This window comes from Olleya sp. HaHaR_3_96, assembly GCF_019278545.1.
Taxonomy (GTDB): domain Bacteria; phylum Bacteroidota; class Bacteroidia; order Flavobacteriales; family Flavobacteriaceae; genus Olleya.
The window spans coordinates 773,597-792,675 of the sequence record NZ_CP058987.1; the positions used below are offsets into that span (position 1 = coordinate 773,597).

19 protein-coding genes are annotated in these 19,079 nt (G+C 32.3%); 15 read left to right on the forward strand and 4 right to left on the reverse strand.

Annotated features, from left to right (window positions below):
* Positions 1 to 2,658, forward strand: coding sequence for a carboxypeptidase-like regulatory domain-containing protein (locus tag H0I26_RS03320; RefSeq protein WP_317618215.1), 2,658 nt, complete (start codon positions 1 to 3; stop codon positions 2,656 to 2,658).
* 1 nt (position 2,659) lies between these two features.
* Here H0I26_RS03320 and H0I26_RS03325 read toward each other — a convergent pair whose 3' ends face one another.
* Complete coding sequence (locus H0I26_RS03325; RefSeq protein ID WP_218701003.1) at positions 2,660 to 3,967, reverse strand: phenylacetate--CoA ligase family protein; 1,308 nt, start codon at positions 3,965 to 3,967, stop codon at positions 2,660 to 2,662.
* Positions 3,968 to 4,076: 109 nt separating this feature from the next.
* Here H0I26_RS03325 and purD point away from each other — a divergent pair, with 109 nt between their 5' ends.
* On the forward strand, positions 4,077 to 5,348 hold the full coding sequence (purD, locus tag H0I26_RS03330; RefSeq protein ID WP_218701004.1) for a phosphoribosylamine--glycine ligase: 1,272 nt from the start codon (positions 4,077 to 4,079) through the stop codon (positions 5,346 to 5,348).
* A 3-nt stretch (positions 5,349 to 5,351) separates the two neighbouring features.
* Here the strand turns inward: purD and H0I26_RS03335 are convergent, their stop codons facing one another.
* Positions 5,352 to 5,579 carry a DUF6341 family protein gene (locus H0I26_RS03335; RefSeq protein ID WP_101015834.1) on the reverse strand — a complete coding sequence of 76 codons (228 nt, stop codon included), beginning with the start codon at positions 5,577 to 5,579 and terminating at the stop codon, positions 5,352 to 5,354.
* A 46-nt stretch (positions 5,580 to 5,625) separates the two neighbouring features.
* Here H0I26_RS03335 and H0I26_RS03340 point away from each other — a divergent pair, with 46 nt between their 5' ends.
* A complete protein-coding gene (locus H0I26_RS03340) occupies positions 5,626 to 6,549 on the forward strand; it encodes a DUF6427 family protein (protein WP_218701005.1) in 924 nt (307 codons plus the stop codon).
* On the opposite strand, the gene upp is transcribed toward H0I26_RS03340, so the two are convergent.
* Positions 6,538 to 7,197, reverse strand: coding sequence for a uracil phosphoribosyltransferase (upp, locus tag H0I26_RS03345; RefSeq protein ID WP_218701006.1), 660 nt, complete (start codon positions 7,195 to 7,197; stop codon positions 6,538 to 6,540). The two genes, H0I26_RS03340 and upp, sit on opposite strands and share 12 nt — an antisense overlap.
* A 110-nt stretch (positions 7,198 to 7,307) precedes the next feature.
* Between upp and H0I26_RS03350 the strand changes: the two genes are divergently transcribed.
* Together H0I26_RS03350 and H0I26_RS03355 are read left to right on the forward strand one after the other, a co-directional pair.
* Positions 7,308 to 7,916, forward strand: a complete 609-nt coding sequence (locus H0I26_RS03350) for a DUF4254 domain-containing protein (protein WP_218701007.1) — start codon at positions 7,308 to 7,310, stop codon at positions 7,914 to 7,916.
* A gap of 34 nt (positions 7,917 to 7,950) precedes the next feature.
* On the forward strand, positions 7,951 to 8,976 hold the full coding sequence (locus H0I26_RS03355) for a glycosyltransferase family 9 protein (RefSeq protein WP_256935244.1): 1,026 nt from the start codon (positions 7,951 to 7,953) through the stop codon (positions 8,974 to 8,976).
* Between the two features lie 470 nt (positions 8,977 to 9,446).
* Here the strand turns inward: H0I26_RS03355 and H0I26_RS03360 are convergent, their stop codons facing one another.
* Positions 9,447 to 10,502: a ferredoxin--NADP reductase gene (locus tag H0I26_RS03360; protein WP_218701008.1), complete on the reverse strand. Its 1,056-nt coding sequence runs from the start codon at positions 10,500 to 10,502 to the stop codon at positions 9,447 to 9,449.
* 110 nt (positions 10,503 to 10,612) lie between these two features.
* On the opposite strand from H0I26_RS03360, the gene H0I26_RS03365 reads away from it, so the two are divergent.
* The 10 genes from H0I26_RS03365 to atpE all read left to right on the forward strand — a co-directional run bounded on the left by H0I26_RS03365 (position 10,613) and on the right by atpE (position 19,048).
* The gene (locus H0I26_RS03365; protein WP_101015839.1) at positions 10,613 to 10,951 is read left to right on the forward strand and encodes a PadR family transcriptional regulator; all 339 of its coding nucleotides are present in this window, start codon (positions 10,613 to 10,615) and stop codon (positions 10,949 to 10,951) included.
* Position 10,952: 1 nt separating this feature from the next.
* Positions 10,953 to 11,642, forward strand: a complete 690-nt coding sequence (locus H0I26_RS03370; protein ID WP_218701009.1) for a hypothetical protein — start codon at positions 10,953 to 10,955, stop codon at positions 11,640 to 11,642.
* Between the two features lie 53 nt (positions 11,643 to 11,695).
* Complete coding sequence (locus H0I26_RS03375; protein WP_218701010.1) at positions 11,696 to 13,174, forward strand: DUF5687 family protein; 1,479 nt, start codon at positions 11,696 to 11,698, stop codon at positions 13,172 to 13,174.
* Between the two features lie 32 nt (positions 13,175 to 13,206).
* Positions 13,207 to 13,917 carry an ABC transporter ATP-binding protein gene (locus H0I26_RS03380; RefSeq protein WP_218701011.1) on the forward strand — a complete coding sequence of 237 codons (711 nt, stop codon included), beginning with the start codon at positions 13,207 to 13,209 and terminating at the stop codon, positions 13,915 to 13,917.
* Between the two features lie 125 nt (positions 13,918 to 14,042).
* Positions 14,043 to 16,592 carry a tetratricopeptide repeat protein gene (locus H0I26_RS03385; RefSeq protein ID WP_218701012.1) on the forward strand — a complete coding sequence of 850 codons (2,550 nt, stop codon included), beginning with the start codon at positions 14,043 to 14,045 and terminating at the stop codon, positions 16,590 to 16,592.
* An 11-nt stretch (positions 16,593 to 16,603) separates the two neighbouring features.
* Entirely contained in the window at positions 16,604 to 16,990 is a 387-nt protein-coding gene (locus H0I26_RS03390) for a polymer-forming cytoskeletal protein (RefSeq protein ID WP_232735120.1), read from the forward strand.
* On the forward strand, positions 16,962 to 17,201 hold the full coding sequence (locus H0I26_RS03395; RefSeq protein WP_218701013.1) for an AtpZ/AtpI family protein: 240 nt from the start codon (positions 16,962 to 16,964) through the stop codon (positions 17,199 to 17,201). Before H0I26_RS03390 ends, H0I26_RS03395 begins: the two co-directional genes overlap by 29 nt.
* The gene (locus H0I26_RS03400) at positions 17,194 to 17,565 is read left to right on the forward strand and encodes a DUF6168 family protein (protein WP_218701014.1); all 372 of its coding nucleotides are present in this window, start codon (positions 17,194 to 17,196) and stop codon (positions 17,563 to 17,565) included. The genes H0I26_RS03395 and H0I26_RS03400 overlap by 8 nt, the downstream gene beginning before the upstream one ends.
* Before the next feature lie 135 nt (positions 17,566 to 17,700).
* Positions 17,701 to 18,813, forward strand: a complete 1,113-nt coding sequence (atpB, locus tag H0I26_RS03405) for a F0F1 ATP synthase subunit A (RefSeq protein ID WP_218701015.1) — start codon at positions 17,701 to 17,703, stop codon at positions 18,811 to 18,813.
* Between the two features lie 43 nt (positions 18,814 to 18,856).
* Entirely contained in the window at positions 18,857 to 19,048 is a 192-nt protein-coding gene (gene atpE / locus H0I26_RS03410; protein ID WP_218701016.1) for an ATP synthase F0 subunit C, read from the forward strand.
* Positions 19,049 to 19,079 lie beyond the last annotated feature (31 nt).

Genomic DNA, 19,079 nt, shown 5'->3' on the forward strand with positions numbered 1-19,079 from the left:
TTGAAAAAACTAATTTTTATAACATTACTTTTAGTGTTCCAAACCATTGGCTTTGGGCAGACAACGTTGTCTGGTGCTGTATCGGATAGTAATGGTAGTTTGTATTCCGTTAGTGTTACAGTAAAAGACACACTATCCAATCGTATAATTAGTTATACGTACTCAGACAATAATGGAAACTATAAGTTGGTAGCCCAAAACCAAGGTCAATTTAATATGGTTTTTAATGCCTTAGGATATAAAACTAAAATTATACCGTTAGTTTTAGATGAGGGTCAACACAATAGGGCCATAAACGTCGTGTTGGAAGAACAACCATTTACGCTTGATGAGGTTGTTATTAAGTCGGAACGTGCAATAGTTATTAAAAAAGATACCATTAAATTTAAAACTAAATTTTTTACTAAAGGGAACGAGCAAACAGTCGAAGATTTATTAAAAGTAATACCCGGTTTAACTGTAGATATTGAGGGTACTATAAAAGTTGGTAATAAAGAGATTGAAAAACTGATGATTGATGGTGATGATCTTTTTGAAAAAGGGTATAAAATATTATCCAAAAACATGCCTGCTTATCCCATAGAAGAGGTCGAGGTGTTACAAAACTACTCCAACAACCATTTGCTTAAAGGCATTGAAGAAAGCGATAAGGTGGCTTTAAATTTAAAATTAAACGATAAGTCAAAACGCATTTGGTTTGGTAATCTAGAAGCTAATGTTGGTAACGATAGTTTTTATCAATACAAAGCCAATTTAATGAATTTTGGCAAGAAAAATAAATACTATTTTTTAGCCAATGCCAATAGTATTGGATATAATGCGACTGGAGATATACAGCAATTAATAAAACCATTTAGGTTTAATCAGCCTGCAAGTACCGGAGATAGCCAATCGGTTAGTAATTTAATAGGGTTATCAGATTCGGATTCTAATTTTAAAAAAGAACGCACCAATTTTAATAATGCTGAGTTAGTCTCTTTAAATGCCATATTTACCCCATCTGATAAATTAAAGATAAAAACGATAGGATTTTTTAATTGGGATGAAACCTCTTTTTTTAGAAATCAAGTGGATAATATTATCACCAATACCAACAGTTTTACTAACACGGAAGATTATAAGTTAGATAATAAAAGACAATTAGCTTTTGGAAAGCTAGATTTTATTTACAAGCCTTCTAAGACTAAAATGTTAGAGTCCACTACAAAGTACAATAATAGTAATTATAATAATGATGCTAATTTAGTATTTAATGGTGTGTCTACACTTCAAAATTTAGAACAAAACAATACTTTTTTTGATCAAAAACTAAATTATACTAATAAGTTTAAAGACAAAAAGGTACTGTTGCTTACTGGTCGATTTATAACCGAAAAAAAGCCACAAAATTATACTATAAATCAGTTTTTGTATCAAGATCTATTTCCGGAGTATATTAGTGCAAATAATGTCTTTCAGGTTAGTAATAACCAAATGCAGTTTGTTGGTGTAAATGCACATATTCTAGACCGTAAATCAAATGGTCATTTATTAGAGTTGCAACTTGGTAACCAGTTTAGAGAGGATAAATTAAACACTAGTTTTACACTGTTTGAAGATAATGTATCGTTACATCAGCCAATAGATTACCAAAACCAGACTAAATATCAGGTTAACGATTTATATTTTAAAAGCAAATACAGGATAAAATTAGATAATATTGCATTTAGTGGTAACCTTGAAGCGCATCAGTTGTTTAGTACATTGCGCAGTAACAATACGTCTACCCAACAAACCCCTTTTTATATTAATCCAAGTCTAGGTGCAGAGTGGACTATAAATAGTAATAATAAAATACAAACCACTTATACTTACAATACGACTAATGCCAATGTATTAGACGTGTACAGTGATTATGTGTTAACAGGGTTTAGATCGTTTAACAAAGGAACAAATACGTTTAACCAATTAAAAGCCTCTAGTATGATGCTTAATTATCAATTGGGTAATTGGGCAAATCGGTTTTTTGCAAACACCTTGGTGCTTTACACTAAAAATCATGATTTTTTGTCAACCAACACGCTAATTAATCAAAACTATACGCAAACCCAAAAAACACTTATAAAAGATAGTCAGTTTTTAACTATTAATACCAAGTTTGATTACTATTTTAAGTTTATGTCGTCTAATGTTAAGTTAGATTTAGGGTATACTAAAAACGAATTTAAAAACGTAGTAAACAATTCTAATTTAAGAACAGTGGTGTCTAATAATTATAATTATGGATTAGAATTACGGTCCGCTTTTAAAGGGGTTTTTAATTACCATATCGGTACTGCTTGGACAACCAATAAAATTGAAACCTTTGCTAATAGTAAGTTTACTAACAATCAATCTTTTTTAGATCTTAACTTTATTTTTAGTAAAAAGTTTGATGCAAAAGTAAAAACGGAACGTTACCATTTTGGGAGTTTAGACACAGATAACACCTATTATTTTTTAGATTTTGAAACGCAATACAAATTGATTGATAAAAAACTAACGTTAGGTATTACCGGTAAAAACTTATTTGATACCAAACGGTACACTAGTTTTTCTATCAGCGATTTAGGATCTTCAACAACAGAAGTGAGGTTACTACCACGTATGCTGCTTTTAAGGGCAGAATACCGATTTTAATTTACAATCTAGACCTAAACTGTTTCAGTTTACCACTAACTTCCCGTTCTAAAACAGCTTTCTGTTCAAAAATTAAATTTAAATTAGGTTCTAAATACTTATCTACAGCTAATTGTACAGCCTTTTGCTGAGGTTTGCTTAATGCTTCGGTAGCAACATAATCAATTTTAAAGGTGTCAACTTCAATTTGTTCAACTATAAACTCTTTCACATTAGCATTTGTAGTCATGACGGTTTTAGTTATATAATAAAAGGTTAAGCCTGCTGCAATTTTTCCGCTTGGAAGCGAAATAAAGTCACTTGTACGTCCTGTTAAAGATTCTAAAATTGGATGCTGTAACGTGCTTTTTGTGGACAGTTGCCCTAAATCGCCTAGTTCGTATCTTATAAAAGGATGTGCACGGTTATATAAGTCTGTAATTACTATTTTTCCTGGTTGACCAAAAGGCACTGGTTGATTGTTATTATCTAATATTTCGATGTATAAATGGTTGGAATTTACCATCCAATTATCATTTTTGTCTTCAAAAGCAATTAGTCCTAATTCGGCTGCACCGTATTCGTTAACAATAGAAATATTAAGCTGTTTTTCTAACAATTTTTTGTCGTCTTTAAATAACATTTCAGAAGTGACAATACAAACTTCTAAAGTGGGGCAAACCTCTTTTAAAATAATGTTTTTACGTTCTAAGTATTTCGCAAATTGCACAATAGCACTTGTGTAACCGTTAATGTAATTAAACTTAGTACGCATAAATTTGTACAGTACTTTGTCTAAAGCAGCATCGCTTAAATCAAATACTGAGAACCGAAACCGATTCCCTAACCAATCCTTTAATCGCTCTTTATAATATGCTTTTGTGTCTAGCGGAATGCCATAAAAACGCGCCTGTTTACAGGTGTTTAAGTCAATATTAAACCAACTATAGCGTTGCATAAACGTCACCCAAGTCATGGCATGTGAAAAATTATCTTTAGCAAATTCAAACGGGGTTCCGGAAGAGCCTGATGTTTTATGTTTGTGTACTGTTTTTACAGTGTATTTGTCAGACAAACGATCAGCTAAAGGCTGCTGTAAGTCGGTTTTAGTCAGCACAGGTAAGGTATGCCAATCCAAGGTGTTGATGCCGCCACATAATGCCTTGTAAAAAGGGGTGTGTTCTAAATGAAACGCAACAATAGCCTGTAACTGTTTGCTTAAATAATTAGCGTAATCAGCTTCGGTAAACCCATCAATAATAGCTTGTGTTTTTTTAGCTTCATTAACAGGGAATCCTTTTAACCGTAAAGACCATTCAAATTGTTTCAATGCAATATATTTTCTGTAAAATAAAGAAATAAAAAACTATTGGATTTAAAGTCAACCAAATTCTTTTAAATAATTATTTTTGTGGAAACAACAACACAACATTACTACGATGAATATTTTAATTTTAGGATCAGGAGGAAGAGAACACACAATTGCATGGAAGCTTAAACAAAGCCCAAAATGTAACTCACTTTTTGTAGCACCAGGAAACTCTGGAACAGCACAAATTGCAAAAAATGTCCCTGTTAGTGTAACCGATTTTCTAGCGATAAAAAATGTTGTATTAAACAACAATATTACCATGGTAGTGGTCGGTCCTGAAGATCCTTTAGTATTAGGTATTCATGATTTTTTCTTGGCAGATAAAGCGCTTAAAAATGTGGCAGTTATTGGACCACAACAAGCGGCTGCAACCTTAGAAGGTAGTAAAGAGTTTGCTAAGGAGTTTTTGTACAGACATAATATCCCGACAGCGGCTTACCAAAGTTTTAAGAAAGAGACTGTGGAAGATGGGTATGCGTTTTTAGAAACTTTAAGTCCTCCTTTTGTATTAAAGGCAGATGGTTTGGCAGCAGGTAAAGGGGTTGTTATTTTAAATGATTTAAATGAGGCTAAAGCCGAATTAAAAAGCATGCTTGTAGATGCTAAATTTGGTGAAGCAAGTACTAAAGTTGTTATTGAAGAATTTTTAGACGGGATAGAATTAAGTTGTTTTGTATTGACAGATGGTAAAAACTATAAAGTATTACCAACAGCTAAAGACTATAAACGTATCGGAGAAGGGGATACAGGTTTAAATACAGGAGGAATGGGAGCAGTGTCTCCAGTACCTTTTGCTGACCAAGCGTTTTTAGCTAAAGTAGAAGCGCAAGTGGTTAAACCGACAATTGCTGGTTTGCAAAAAGACAATTTACCATATAAAGGGTTTGTGTTTATCGGATTGATAAAAGTAGGAGATGAGCCTAAGGTTATCGAGTATAACGTACGTTTGGGTGATCCTGAAACGGAAGTGGTTTTACCAAGACTTAAAAATGATTTAGTTGAGGTTTTTCAAGCTATTGCGAATCAAACGTTAGATCAAATTACTATTCAGGTAGACCCAAGAGCAGCAACTACAATTATGTTAGTGTCTGGGGGGTATCCGGAAGCGTATCAAAAAGGAAAAGTAATTACAGGAGTAGAAAACGTTACCGATTCTATTGTGTTTCATGCAGGAGCACAAAATAAAGATGGAAATATTGTAACGTCTGGAGGACGTGTTATGGCTGTAACTAGTTATGGGAATACGTACGAAGAGGCCATAAAAAAATCTTACCAAAGCATAGATAAACTAAGCTTTGATAAGATGTATTATAGAAAAGATATAGGGTTTGACCTATAAGTTTTATAGATAGGAGTGAGAAGAGATACTTTTGTCTTCTTCATTGTTAGCTGCGTGTGCTTTTAATTGGATCATCCAATATATAAAAGCAACAAAACCAATAGTGATAAATATCCAAGACATAAAGTTTGCTGCCCACCAACTTTCTAATTCTAAGGCTCTTAATGCATCGTAAGGAGCAAATAATACGTCAACAAAAAGGCTTTGTATAGCTTCAAAAAAATCTTTCATAATTATATAATAGTATATTTATAATACAAAAATACAAAAAGAGTTAATGATTACAACTATTTTTAGCAAATCCAAACCAATTAATTTTTTAATTGTCTTTAGTATTACACTAATTGCTTTTTTGTTGTTGCCTTTTAAATACCCTGATAGTGTAAATCCTAACCTTACTATTTTGGCTAATTTGGGTGTTTTTCTATTAGTTTTTTTGTCTGTATTAGTACTTAATTTTATAGTTTCTAAAAATTTATTATCGCAACAAAATAATTACGAAATCTTACTTTTTGCTTTGTTTTTATTGGCTGTTCCTCAGGCATTTTTAAATTACAAAATAGTCATTTCTAATTTTTTTATTCTATTAGCCTTAAGGCGTTTAATTAGTGTTAGGTCTAAAAAAGAAGTAGTCAAAAAATTATTTGATAGTGGCTTTTTAATCGGGATTTCAGCTCTGTTTTATTTTTGGTCAATCTTGTTTTTTCCTTTAATATTTATTGCTTTGCTTCTCTTTTCAGAAACAACAGTTAAGTATTATTTAGTCCCTTTTGTTGGTTTGGCTGCTATTGCGGTGATTGCTATTTGCTTTTCAATTGTAATTTATAACGATTATTTTTTAGCAATACCTATGGATCCTGCGGTTAATTTTAATTTCAATAATTATAATTCGTTACAATTTATCACAGCGATTACAATGATGGCTTCTTTTGGGATTTGGTCCTCTTTATTTTATTTAAGAGATATTAAAAAGAAAATGCGAAGCTACCGACCATCGTACAAGATCTTGTTTTTAACATGTGTGTTTGCTGCAGTGATAGTTGTTTTTGCGCCTATAAAAAACGGGAGTGAGTTTTTATTTTTATTTGCACCACTATCGGTGATAGTAACTAATTACATAGAAACGATAGAGGATAAATGGTTTAAAGAATTGTTTTTGGGGCTATTAATTATTATCCCAATAACGTTATTAGTGCTGTAATTTTACACCAAAGGCCAAATCACCTGCATCACCTAATCCAGGAACAATATAACCTTTACTGTTTAATGTTTTGTCAATGGCAGCAATCCAAAGATTAGTGTTCTTTGGTAAATTGTCTTCTAAAAATTGGACGCCAACTTCTGCGCCAATCGCAGCTACAATATGAATGTTTTTGGGTATTCCAAAAGGTTGTAAAGCTTTAAAAGTAGCAATCAATGATTGTCCTGTTGCTAGCATTGGATCGGCAAGGATTAGTGTTTTTCCTGTAAGATCTGGACAAGCTAGGTACTCCACAATAATTTCAAAAGATTCAGGATTATCTAAGTGATGTCTATAAGCAGATATAAATGCATTTTCAGCTTTATCAAAATAGTTTAATAAGCCATTATGGATAGGCACTCCTGCTCTGAGAATAGAACATAAAACCACATCGTTTTTTGGAACTAAGGTTTCAGTCGTCGCTAAAGGTGTGGTGATTGTTTTTGTTTCAAATTCTAAGGTCTTGCTTAATTCGTAACCTAAAACTTCTCCAATACGTTCAATGTTTCGTCTAAAACGCATACTGTCTTTTTGGACTGTAACATCTCTGATTTCAGATATAAATTGACTTAAAACAGAATTTTCTTTAGATAAATTATGAATATGCATGACTAACGGTTCTTTAAAGAGTAAAGTTACTCTATTATTTAAAAAGCCAAAATGTGTACCGACAAAATTCAGTTTAATTTATGTAATTTTACAGTCTTAAAAATAAGAAGATGTTTACAGATAAAGCAAATACCATATTTCAGGACGTTATAAAAAAGTATCATATCATTAATACAGTGGATCAACCTTTTACTAATGTTTATGATAAGAACACCCATTTAATAGAACACCTTTTATACAGAAAATGTTGGATTGATACTGTGCAATGGCATTACGAGGATATTATTCGTGATCCTCAAATAGATCCTGTTGCTGCTTTGACTTTAAAGCGTAAAATTGATTCATCAAATCAGGATAGAACGGATATGGTGGAATATATTGATAGTTATTTTTTAGAGCAATATAAAGATGTGAATCCTAAAAGCGAAGCGACTATCAATACCGAAAGTCCGGCTTGGGGGGTTGATAGATTATCTATTTTGGCATTAAAAGTATACCATATGGAAGAAGAAGCAACTAGAGCTGATGCTTCTGATGCCCATAAGGCTGCTTGCCAAATAAAGTTTGATATTTTATTGGAACAACGTGTGGATTTAAGTACTGCAATTGATACTTTATTAACTGATATCCAAAAAGGGGATAAGTATATGAAGGTGTATAAGCAGATGAAAATGTATAATGACGACGAGCTTAATCCTGTTTTACGAAACCAAAAATAATATAACACTTGTCTATTTGATAACTCTGTAATAGATGTCAAAAACACCAAAACATATTTTAGTCATTCGTCTCTCGGCAATGGGAGATGTCGCTATGACTGTTCCTGTTTTACGAGCAATGACTCAGCAATACCCTGACGTTAAATTAACGGTATTAACACGCCCCTTTTTTGCGCCTTTTTTTAGAGATATAAATAATGTAGATGTTTTTCCTATAGATTTAAATGAAAATCATAAAGGTGTTTTAGGACTGTTTAGGTTATCAAAACAATTAAAAAAACTAAATATTGATGCTGTTGCAGATCTTCATAACGTTTTACGAACTAAAATTTTAAAGGTTTTTTTCTTTGGTAATAAGTATAAACAATTAGATAAAGGGCGTCAAGAGAAAAAAGAATTGGTTTCAGGGGAGCGTTTTGAGGCTTTAAAAAGTACCCATCAACGTTATGCGGATGTTTTTGAAGCTTTAGGTTTTAAGTTACAGCTTGATACTCCTGATTTTCCCGTTAAGAAATCAATTCCAAATGCTGTTTTAGAGGTTGTAGATACGCAAAATAAAAAACAATGGATCGGTATTGCCCCTTTTGCACAATACGCATCTAAAATGTATCCTTTGGATAAAATGAAAGAAGTGATAGATAGTTTAAAAGACGACTATATTATTTTCTTGTTTGGAGGTAAAGCCGATAAAGACCAGTTGGAGACATTAACATTGTTTTCTGAGAACGTAATAAATGTTGCTGGACAATATAATTTTAATGAAGAATTGGATTTGATTTCTAATTTGGACGTGATGATTAGTATGGATTCTGGTAACGCTCATTTAGCAGCTATGCTCGGTGTAAAAGTGATAACTATTTGGGGTGTTACGCATCCATATGCTGGTTTTGGAGCTTTTAATCAACCAGCAGCGAATAATTTAGTGCCGGATAGAACTCAATTTCCAAAATTACCAACCTCTATTTATGGTAACAAATACCCGGAAGACTATAAAACGGTAGCAGGGACTATCAGTCCAAAAGAAGTTGCAACTTTAGTAAAGTCAATTTTTAACTCATAAAAAAAGCCTCAATTTGCATTGAGGCTTCTTGATTTTAACTACTAATATAAAATTAATATTATCCCTTAAACTAACAAATTTCAGCGTTATAATCTGTTACAAATGTATAGGATTGTTTACTTGATTTATTGCATGAAGGTCTGTTTTGATGAGTTTTCGGTTAATAGTGAATATATCGGTTGAACCGCAATTTTTTATAATAGTGGTTATTCGTCATAAAGCGCAACATCTAATACCTTCAATATAGTGTTGAGATTGCTTTTTTTACATAAAAAAAAGCCTCAATTGCTTGAGGCTTTCTGATTGTAACTACTAATATAAAATTAATATTATCCCTTAAACTAACAAATTTTAGCGTTATAATCTGATACAAATTTATCAGAATGTCTGCTTATTCAATTTTATAAAGCTTTATTTTCATGATATTTCGATTAAAAACTTATAAAAGCGTCAAAATACACATTTAAGATTTATACATCATCATAATCCACAGTTAGAGTTGGTGTCGTAGGATGTGCTTGACAGGTTAGTATTAAACCTTCTGCAACTTCAGCATCTGTTAATATGTTGTTTTGTCTCATAACGGCTTTACCGTCCACAACTCTAGCAATACAACTACTACATACACCACCTTGACAAGAATAAGGTGCATCTAAGTCTTGTTTTAGTGCCGCTTCAAGTATGGTTTGTTTTTGCGACATAGTAAACGTTTCGGATTCGTCATCAACGGTAACCGTTATCTCTGTGTTTCCTTCGCTAGTCTCTACTGTTTCTGAAGTGGCTTGCGTAGAGGCCGTAAACAATTCAAAATGAATGTTGTCTTTAGAAATCTCATTTTCTATTAAAACATCTTTTACCGTATTAATCATGGCTTCCGGTCCGCAAAGGTAAAAGGAATCTATAGTAACGTGTTTGTATTTGTTTTTGACAATTAAATTAACTGTGCTTTTTTCGATACGTCCAAATAACGCGTTGTCTTCTTGAGATTGGCTATATAAAAACTGAATATAAAAACGATCTACATATTTATGATGTAGTGCTACCAATTCTTCTAAAAAGATGGTGTCATTTAATGTTTTATTACCGTATACTAAGACAAAGTGACTTTTAGGTTCTTGTTCTAAAACTGTTTTTGCAATACTTAATATTGGTGTAATACCACTTCCGGCAGCAAAGGCTGCAATGGTGCGTTCTTCTGTAGGTTTTGGTTCAAAAACAAAACGACCTTGAGGTTTTGCAACGTCTAAAGTGTCTCCAACTTTTAAACTTTTGTTAGCATAAGTACTAAAGGTTCCGTTTGGAACTGCTTTAACCGCAACGGTAAGTATTCCGCTTGACGGAGAAGAACATAATGAGTAATCACGTCTTACTTCTGCTGCATTGATTGTAGTTTTTAGTGTAATATATTGCCCAGCTTTAAACGCGTAGTCTTGTTTTATGTGGTCTGGTACATTAAAAGTCAACGTAACACATTGGTCTGTTTGACGTGTGATATCTGAAATAGTTAGTGTATTAAATTGAGACATGGTTTTAATTTTTATGTAAAAATAATGAAGCTTTATCGTTTTGGCTGCTGTTTAGAAAAAAATTAATACCTAAGTTTACTATGCATAAGAAAATTATGCATGTTTGTAGTATGGCAAATTCAAAATTATATAAGGGTAGTCTGACCACTATTATTTTAAAGCTTTTAAATGAAAGTGAAAAAATGTACGGTTACGAAATGACGCAAAAAGTGAAAGAAATAACTAAAGGCGAACTTAATATTACCGAAGGTGCTTTGTATCCGGCGTTACATAAGTTAGAGGCCGAGGGGTTGTTGGACGTCGAAGTTAAAAAAGTAGATAACCGTTTGCGTAAATACTATAAACTTACAGAAAAAGGTAATATAGAAACGGTTAGTAAATTGGAAGAACTTAAGGATTATATCAAAACGATGGAAACCTTTATGAGTCCTAAATTTAGTTTAGATTAATATGACGTTAACCCCACCTCAAATAGAAAACCTTTACACTTTTACAAGACAACACTATGTAGAGTATTATGATTTGCAAACCGAGTTGGTAGATCACTTAGCTAATGATATAGAGTCTGTTTGGCGAACACAAACTAAGCTGTCTTTTGAAGAGGCTAGAGATAAAGCCTTCAAAAAATTTGGCGTATTTGGCTTTATGGAAGTCTTAGAATGTCGTCAAAAAGCAATGAATAAACGCTACTTTAAATACCTATGGACAGAACTTAAGCAATGGTTTACGTTTCCTAAGCTAATAACAACTATGGCTTTATTTTTTGCTATTTATTTAGGGTTGTCTACAATTTTTGCAAAATCCCTTTTAATTGGTCTTTTTGTGATAATATGTGTTTTTGCAATCTATAAAAGCATACAGTTAAAACAGCAATTTAAACAACGGAAAGCGCTATCCAATAAAAAATGGATGTTGGAAGACATAATATTTAAACAAGCGGGTGGTTCTGCTATGTTATTGTTATCACAATTGCCACAGTGGTATAATTTTTCAGATCATATTTTTGATAATCCGTACATTGTTTTAGGCGTGTCTATTTTCTCTACACTGTTTTGTCTTTGGATCTATATCAGCTTTGAGATTATACCAAATAAAGCAGAACAACTTTTAAATGAAACCTATCCAGAATTTTGTTTGTAACATTTTTAAACATTTGTATACTTATCTATTAAACCAACCAAACATTAGTTACTATGATTAGTAAATTTTTAAATCTAGAATGGAAATCTTTTATACGGTCTTCCAACTTTGGTAAAGGCTTAGCTATAAAAATCTTGATGGGGTTTTTTGCTTTATATTTTATTGTTGTCTTTTTAGCGTTAGGATTTGGATTGTATCCAATATTAAAAAAAACATTCCCGAATCAAGATCCTTTTATTATCGTTAATACCTTTTTGTTTTTCTGGTTTTTAGGAGATTTAATGTTACGTTTCTTTTTACAAAAATTGCCAGTAATGAGTGTAAAGCCCTTATTGACCATTCCAATAAAAAGAAGTACAGTAGTCCATTTTGTGTTAGGTAAGTCTGCCGTTTCATTTTTTAATTTTTTACCACTTTTTGCAATCGTACCGTTTAGTCTTGTTTTAATATTTAAAGAGTATGATACCTCCGTCGTTTTAACTTGGTTGGTTGCAATGCTATTATTGACATTAATTAATAATTTTTTAAATTTTATTATTGAAAGTTTTTCGGCTGAAACCGAATTGTCTTTTCTTCCAATCATACTTTTTGCAGGTGCATTATTTGGATTAAACTACTTTAATATTGTTGATTTTTCTGGATTATTATCATATGCAATGTTGGCAATTACTGCTAATCCATTATTTTTATTAGTGCTACTCGCTATTCTTTTAGGTTTATATGTGTTTAATCATAAAATACTAATCAAAAAATTATACTTAGATAATTCGCTTAAAACAAAAATAAAAGAGGTCACGACTTCAGACCTAGGTTGGACTAAACGTTTTGGGGATAGCGCTCCTTTTATGCAGTTAGATTTAAAACTAATCTGGCGTAATAAACGTCCAAGATCTGCAGTGTTTATTTTGGTATTAGGATTATTATACGGCTTGTTTTTTTACCCTAATCCTGCGTATAATGACACGCCAATTATGTTTGGTTTTGTAGGCGTATTTGTTACAGGTATTTTCTTAATTAATTTTGGGCAATTTATTCCGGCTTGGGATAGTGGGTATTATAAAATGCTTATGAGTCAAAATATCAAGTATGAGCAGTATTTAAAATCAAAATACACGTTAATGATGTTAAGTGTTATTATCATGTTTGTTCTAAGTATTCCTTATGTGTATTTTGGATGGAAAATCTTAGTCGCACATTTTGCAGCAGCCATTTATAATATAGGTGTTAATACTTATGTGATTATGCTTGGAGGGTCTTTTAATCGAAAAAAAATAGACCTAAACCAACGAGCAGCTTTTAACTATCAAGGGACAGGAGCAGTGCAATGGATTATCGGTATTCCGTTGTTATTAATTCCGCTGGCTATTTTTGGATCATTAACTTATTTTGTTGGTTTTTATGCGGGTATTTCTGCATTAATAGCTTTGGGGTTAGTAGGTATTATATTTCATCAGAAAACAATGCGTTTTATAACCAAAAAGTACTTAGCCTCTAAATATGAGATGGTCAAAGCTTTTAATGAAGACAATTAATCAATTCAGTTAACCTTTACAACTACTACATCATGATAACAACAACAAATCTTTCAAAAAAATATAACGGAAAAGAAGTCTTAAATATTTCTAGTTTAGATATTCCTAAAGGCCAAAGTTTTGGACTTGTGGGTAATAATGGAGCAGGTAAAACAACTTATTTCAGTTTACTTTTAGATTTAATAAAACCTACAACAGGAACTATTGATAATAACGGGATTGTAGTTAACCAAAGTGAAGATTGGAAACCCTTTACGTCTTCATTTATTGATGAAAGTTTTTTAATTGGTTACTTAACGGCAGAAGAATATTTTTACTTTATAGGCGAACTACGTGGGCAGAATAAACAAGATGTTGATAATCTTGTGTCTCAGTTTGAGGATTTTTTTCATGGTGAAATTCTAGGTCAGAAAAAATACCTACGCGATTTAAGTAAAGGAAATCAGAAAAAAGCAGGGATTGTTGCCGCACTTATCGGAAATCCAGAAGTTATCATTTTGGACGAGCCTTTTGCAAATCTTGATCCAACTACACAAATTAGACTAAAAGAAATTATTAAAGATTTAGCTTTGACAAAAGGCGTTACGGTGTTAGTGTCTAGTCATGATTTAATGCATGTTACGGATGTCTGCGAACGTATTGTTGTTTTGGAAAAAGGACATGTCGTAAAAGATATCGAAACTAGCGAGGCAACTTTAAAAGAGTTGGAAGCTCACTTTTCAGGAACGGTAGACATGGCTTAAAAAACAAGTTTAATCTCATTTTTTAGAAAAAAGTAAAAAAGATGCTTATTTTTACGGAGTTGACAGTATCTGTAAATACTATTTACTGCAATATTTAGTTATGTATTACACAAAATACAACCGCATTGAAGATAGCATTTAAAATTTGTATAGTTTCTGGATTAACCTTAGCAACAATCACTAGTTGCTCAAGAAAAAAAAACAGTTTCATAAATCGTAATTTTCATGCAGTTACTGCAGAGTATAATGCCTTATTTAATGGGTACGAAGCCTTAAAACAAGGACAAAACAATTTAAATACCGGTTATAAAGACAACTATTGGGATATTTTACCAATAGAACGTATGCAAGTTAGTGACGAGATTGTATTACCTGGTCAATCTAAAAATGAAGACTTTACAAAAGCAGAAGAAAAAGCGGTAAAAGCCATCCAAAAACATGGGATGAATATTAAGGGTAAAGAGTATAATCCTCAAATTGATGAAGCGTATTTATTGTTGGGTGAGGCGAGGTATTTTGACCAACGTTTTGTGCCAGCATTAGAAGCCTTTAATTATATACTTTATAAATACCCAGCATCCGATAAAATAAACACAGCAAAGGTTTGGAGAGAAAAAACTAACATGCGTTTAGAAAATGACGAATTGGCTATTGTAAATCTTAAACGTCTTATTAAACAAGAAGCGTTGGAAGGGCAAGAATTGTCTGATGCAACCTCTATTTTAGCACAGGCTTATATAAACACAAAATCTCTAGATAGTGCTTTGATGCAAATTAAGATCGCATCAAAAGCAACTAAAAATAATGACGAAAAAGGACGCTTTAACTTTATAAAAGGGCAATTGTATAATGTCTTGACTTTTAAAGACAGTGCAAATTTGGCATTTGATGAGGTTATAGATTTAAACCGAAAAACACCGCGTCGCTATCTAATGGCCGCTCAGATAGAAAAAGCTAAAAACTTTGACTACGATACAGGTGATAAAATTGCGTTTTTAAAGCATCTGACTAAATTAGAGGAAAACAGAGAAAATCGTCCGTTCTTGGATAAAATCTATCATCAAATAGGTGACTTTCATTTATCAAATCAATCAGATTCCTTAGCAGTCGCTTATTACAATAAATCTTTAAGAGAAAAATCTCAGGACAAAATTTTAGTTTCTAAAAACTATGAGACCTTAGGCGATTTCTATTTTGATAGAAACAACTATAAGTTTGCGGGTGCTTATTATGATAGTACAATGACTAATATGGTCGAAAATAGTAAGCCTTTCCGTACACTTAAACGTAAACGGGAAAACTTAGATGATGTTATTTATTATGAAGGTTTAGCTGAAACGAATGATAGTATTCTTAAAATAGTTAAAATGCCGGAAGCAGCGCGTTTAGCCTATTTTACGGAATACACTAATACGCTTAAACAAAGATTAGAAGCAGAAAAAGAACGGTTAGAAATTGAAGAGCGTAAAAGCGAATTTGCAGTAACTAATAGTTTAATCGATAATGCTAATTCGCCAAGAGGCGGACTGCCAGGAGCGGGATCTACGTTCTATTTTTATAATCCAACGACAGTGGCTTATGGAAAGAATGAATTTTCGCGTATTTGGGGAGATCGTAAAAACGAAGATAATTGGAGGTGGTCATCTGCTAGATCAGGTGGTTTTTCGGAAGAACAATCTAATTTAGAATTAGCAATAGCAGATGGTGAAGAGAGCGAATTGTTAAGTCCTGACTATTATTTAGCTTTAATTCCTTCAGCAGAAAAAGAATTAGACAGTATTAAAAAAGAACGCAATTATGCATACTACCAATTGGGTTTGATTTATAAAGAAAAATTTAAAGAATATAAGCTGTCAAAAAGTAAATTTTTAAACTTATTAGAAAGTGATCCAGAAGAAAAATTAATACTGCCTTCTAATTATAATTTGTATAAAATTTACGAGATATTAGGTTTAAATGATGAGGCCTTAATTACCAAAAACAGTATTATTAGTAATTACCCAGAGTCAAGATATGCCGATATTTTATTACATCCCGAATTAGCTGCAACTAGAGATGAAAATAGTCCAGAAAGTTTATATGAAGCCACTTATAAGTTATTAGAAGCGCAAGATTTTCAGGAAGTCATTGTAAAATCTAAAGAATACATGACCTTTTTTGATGGAGACGCTATGGTGCCAAAATTTGCATTACTAAAAGCAACTGCTAATGGAAGGTTAAACGGGTACCAAGCATATATAGATGGTCTTAATGATGTTGCTCTAGCTTTTGCTAATACGCCGGAGGCTATTCAAGCAGAGGCTATCGTTGGTAGTTTAAAATCGGTTAGTGATAAAACATTTAAACCGGATACAACGTCTAGAAGCTTTAAAGTCGTGTTTGAGTTTAATACAAACGAAAAAGAAGCGCTTGCTGATTTTAGAAAAATATTAGACGAAGTAACACCAAAAGTGACCTATTATAATATGTCAACCTCTGTAGATGTTTTTAACCCGGAGACTATATTTCTTGTAGTACATGGTTTAAGAAGCGTACAGGGCGCAGAAGCTTTTTCGGATATCTTAAAAGAAGACGATAGACCTAAAATAAATAGACCTTATTTTGGGATATCGTCTGATAATTACAAGACGCTTCAAATACATAAAAATATAAACGAATACTTAGCAAATAAATAATGTCCCTTAAAATGAAAAATAAGAATCAAGATCAGTTTTCTATTCAGAATATTATAGCAAAAGGCACTAAATTAGTAGGTGATTTTTTTAGTGATGGTGACATCCGTGTCGACGGAGTAATAGAGGGTAATATAGAAACATCCGGTAAAGTCGTGGTCGGTAAAGATGGCGAAATAATTGGAAAATTAAAATGTAGTAATGCTTATTTTGAAGGTAAACTTTCCGGAACTATAGAGTTGTCTGAAACGCTAACTTTAAAATCTACAGCACATATTGAAGGGGAGGTAGTGACTCAAAAATTGGCAGTAGAGCCTGGAGCAACTTTTAATGTGTCTTGTGTTATGCAGACTCCTGTGAAAGATTTAAATAATGGCTCGAAAACCCAAAAAACAGCATAATCCTTTTATAAGGTTCACTTCAATAGCTTTGCAAATGGGTTTAACCATTTGGTTAGGAAGTGTATTGGGGAATTGGTTAGATAATATTTATGGTAATAGCAACCAATTTTATTTTAAAATAATAACCTTAATTACTGTATTTATAGCCATGTATTCTGTTATCAAACAAGTCGTAAAAATCACTAACGATCAAAATTCTAAAAATGAATAAACGTATTGTATACGTCGTGTCTTTTATCCTTGTGGTATTAGTCGTTGCTTATAGCATTCAAAACTATGTAACACAAGGAGATCTGCCTTATTCTTTACAAAAGTTGTATCTGTTCCATGGGGTAGCTGTATTAATTGTGTATCTAAGTATAGAGCTTGTTAATAGCAAACTCCCTAATCAGCTAGGATTTGCCTATTTAACCTTAATGTTTGTTAAAATTGGGTTCTTTATTTTGCTTTTTCAATCATCGATCTTTTCTGAGACAAATTTGAGTCTACCCGATCGTTTAGGTTTGGTGATCCCCTTTTTCTTATTTTTAATAATCGAAACAGCTTGTATCGCAAAATTATTAAAAGAGAAGTAAGTGTTTGAATGATAGTTTAATAGTGCTTAATTTGTCTGTGAGAAAAATCTAATTAAAAAAAGTGTTTACCTTTTTAAATTATTACTTACATTTGCACAAAATTTACAGACCATAAATTTATTAGTTACAAAAAGTATGATGTTGGCAAAAAAACCTTTCCATTTTATAGCAATATTAGTTCTGATGTTCGTTTCAGTCTCTTCTTATGGAGATGATAATAAACATGAACCAGGAAATCAAGTGAACACTGCTCACGAAATCAAGGAGTATATAAAGCATCACTTAAAAGATTCTCACGATTTTCATTTGTTTACTCATAATGAGTCTGGGACACATTATAGTTTTCCTCTGCCAGTGATCGTTTGGACTAAAGATGGGTTGAAAACATTTATGTCTTCAGCATTTCACCATGATGATAGTGGAAGCGAAATTGTAACTAAAGGAGATGCGCGTTTAGTAAAACTACACAGTAAAATATATGAGTTGGATGCAGGAGCTACAACATTAGGTTTTGATGATAAAAATCACCCAACCAATGCGCATAAAGTTTTAGATTTTTCTATTACAAAATCTGTGTTTGGAATGTTGTTAACTGGCGTTTTAATGTTGTTAGCATTTACTTCTTTAGCAAGAGGGTATAAAAAAGGACATTCAGTACCAAAAGGATTTAGTAGAGTTTTAGAGCCTTTAGTAATATATGTTAGAGATGATATAGCAAAACCGAATATTGGTGAGAAGAAATACCGTAAATTTATGGGGTTTTTACTAACAGTATTCTTCTTTATCTGGATATTAAACTTATTAGGATTAACACCAATAGGGTTTAACGTGACAGGTCAGATTGCGGTAACAGCATGTTTAGCAGTGTTTACAGCTGTAATATATTTGTTTAGTGGAAGTAAGGATTTTTGGAAGCATACTTTGTGGATGCCAGGAGTACCAATGATTTTAAGACCAATATTAGCGGTAATAGAGTTAGTAGGTTTTGTGTTAATTAAGCCTTTCTCATTATTAGTGCGTTTATTTGCAAACATGACTGCAGGTCACTTTGTAGTGATGAGCTTAATAGCACTAATGATTACACTTAAAGAAACATTTGGTGTTATTGGATCAACGGGAATGTCTTTAGTGTTAGCATTATTTATTTCGGTTATTGAAATTTTAGTAGCCTTTTTACAAGCGTTTATTTTTACGATGTTATCATCGTTATTTATAGGGATGGCTGTCGAAGAACATGACGACCATTAATAAGAAGAATTTGTTTAATTAATATTTATAAAACCAAATTAGTATGTACAATTTAATTGGAGCAGGGTTAATCGTAATCGGTGGAGGAATCGGATTAGGTCAAATTGGAGGAAAAGCAATGGAAGGTATTGCTCGTCAACCTGAAGCAGCTGGAAAAATCCAAACTGCAATGATCATTATCGGAGCCTTATTAGAAGGTTTAGCATTCGGTGCGTTAATCTTAGGGAATAGTTAATTTCCTAAAACAAAAAGAAACAGATTTCTGC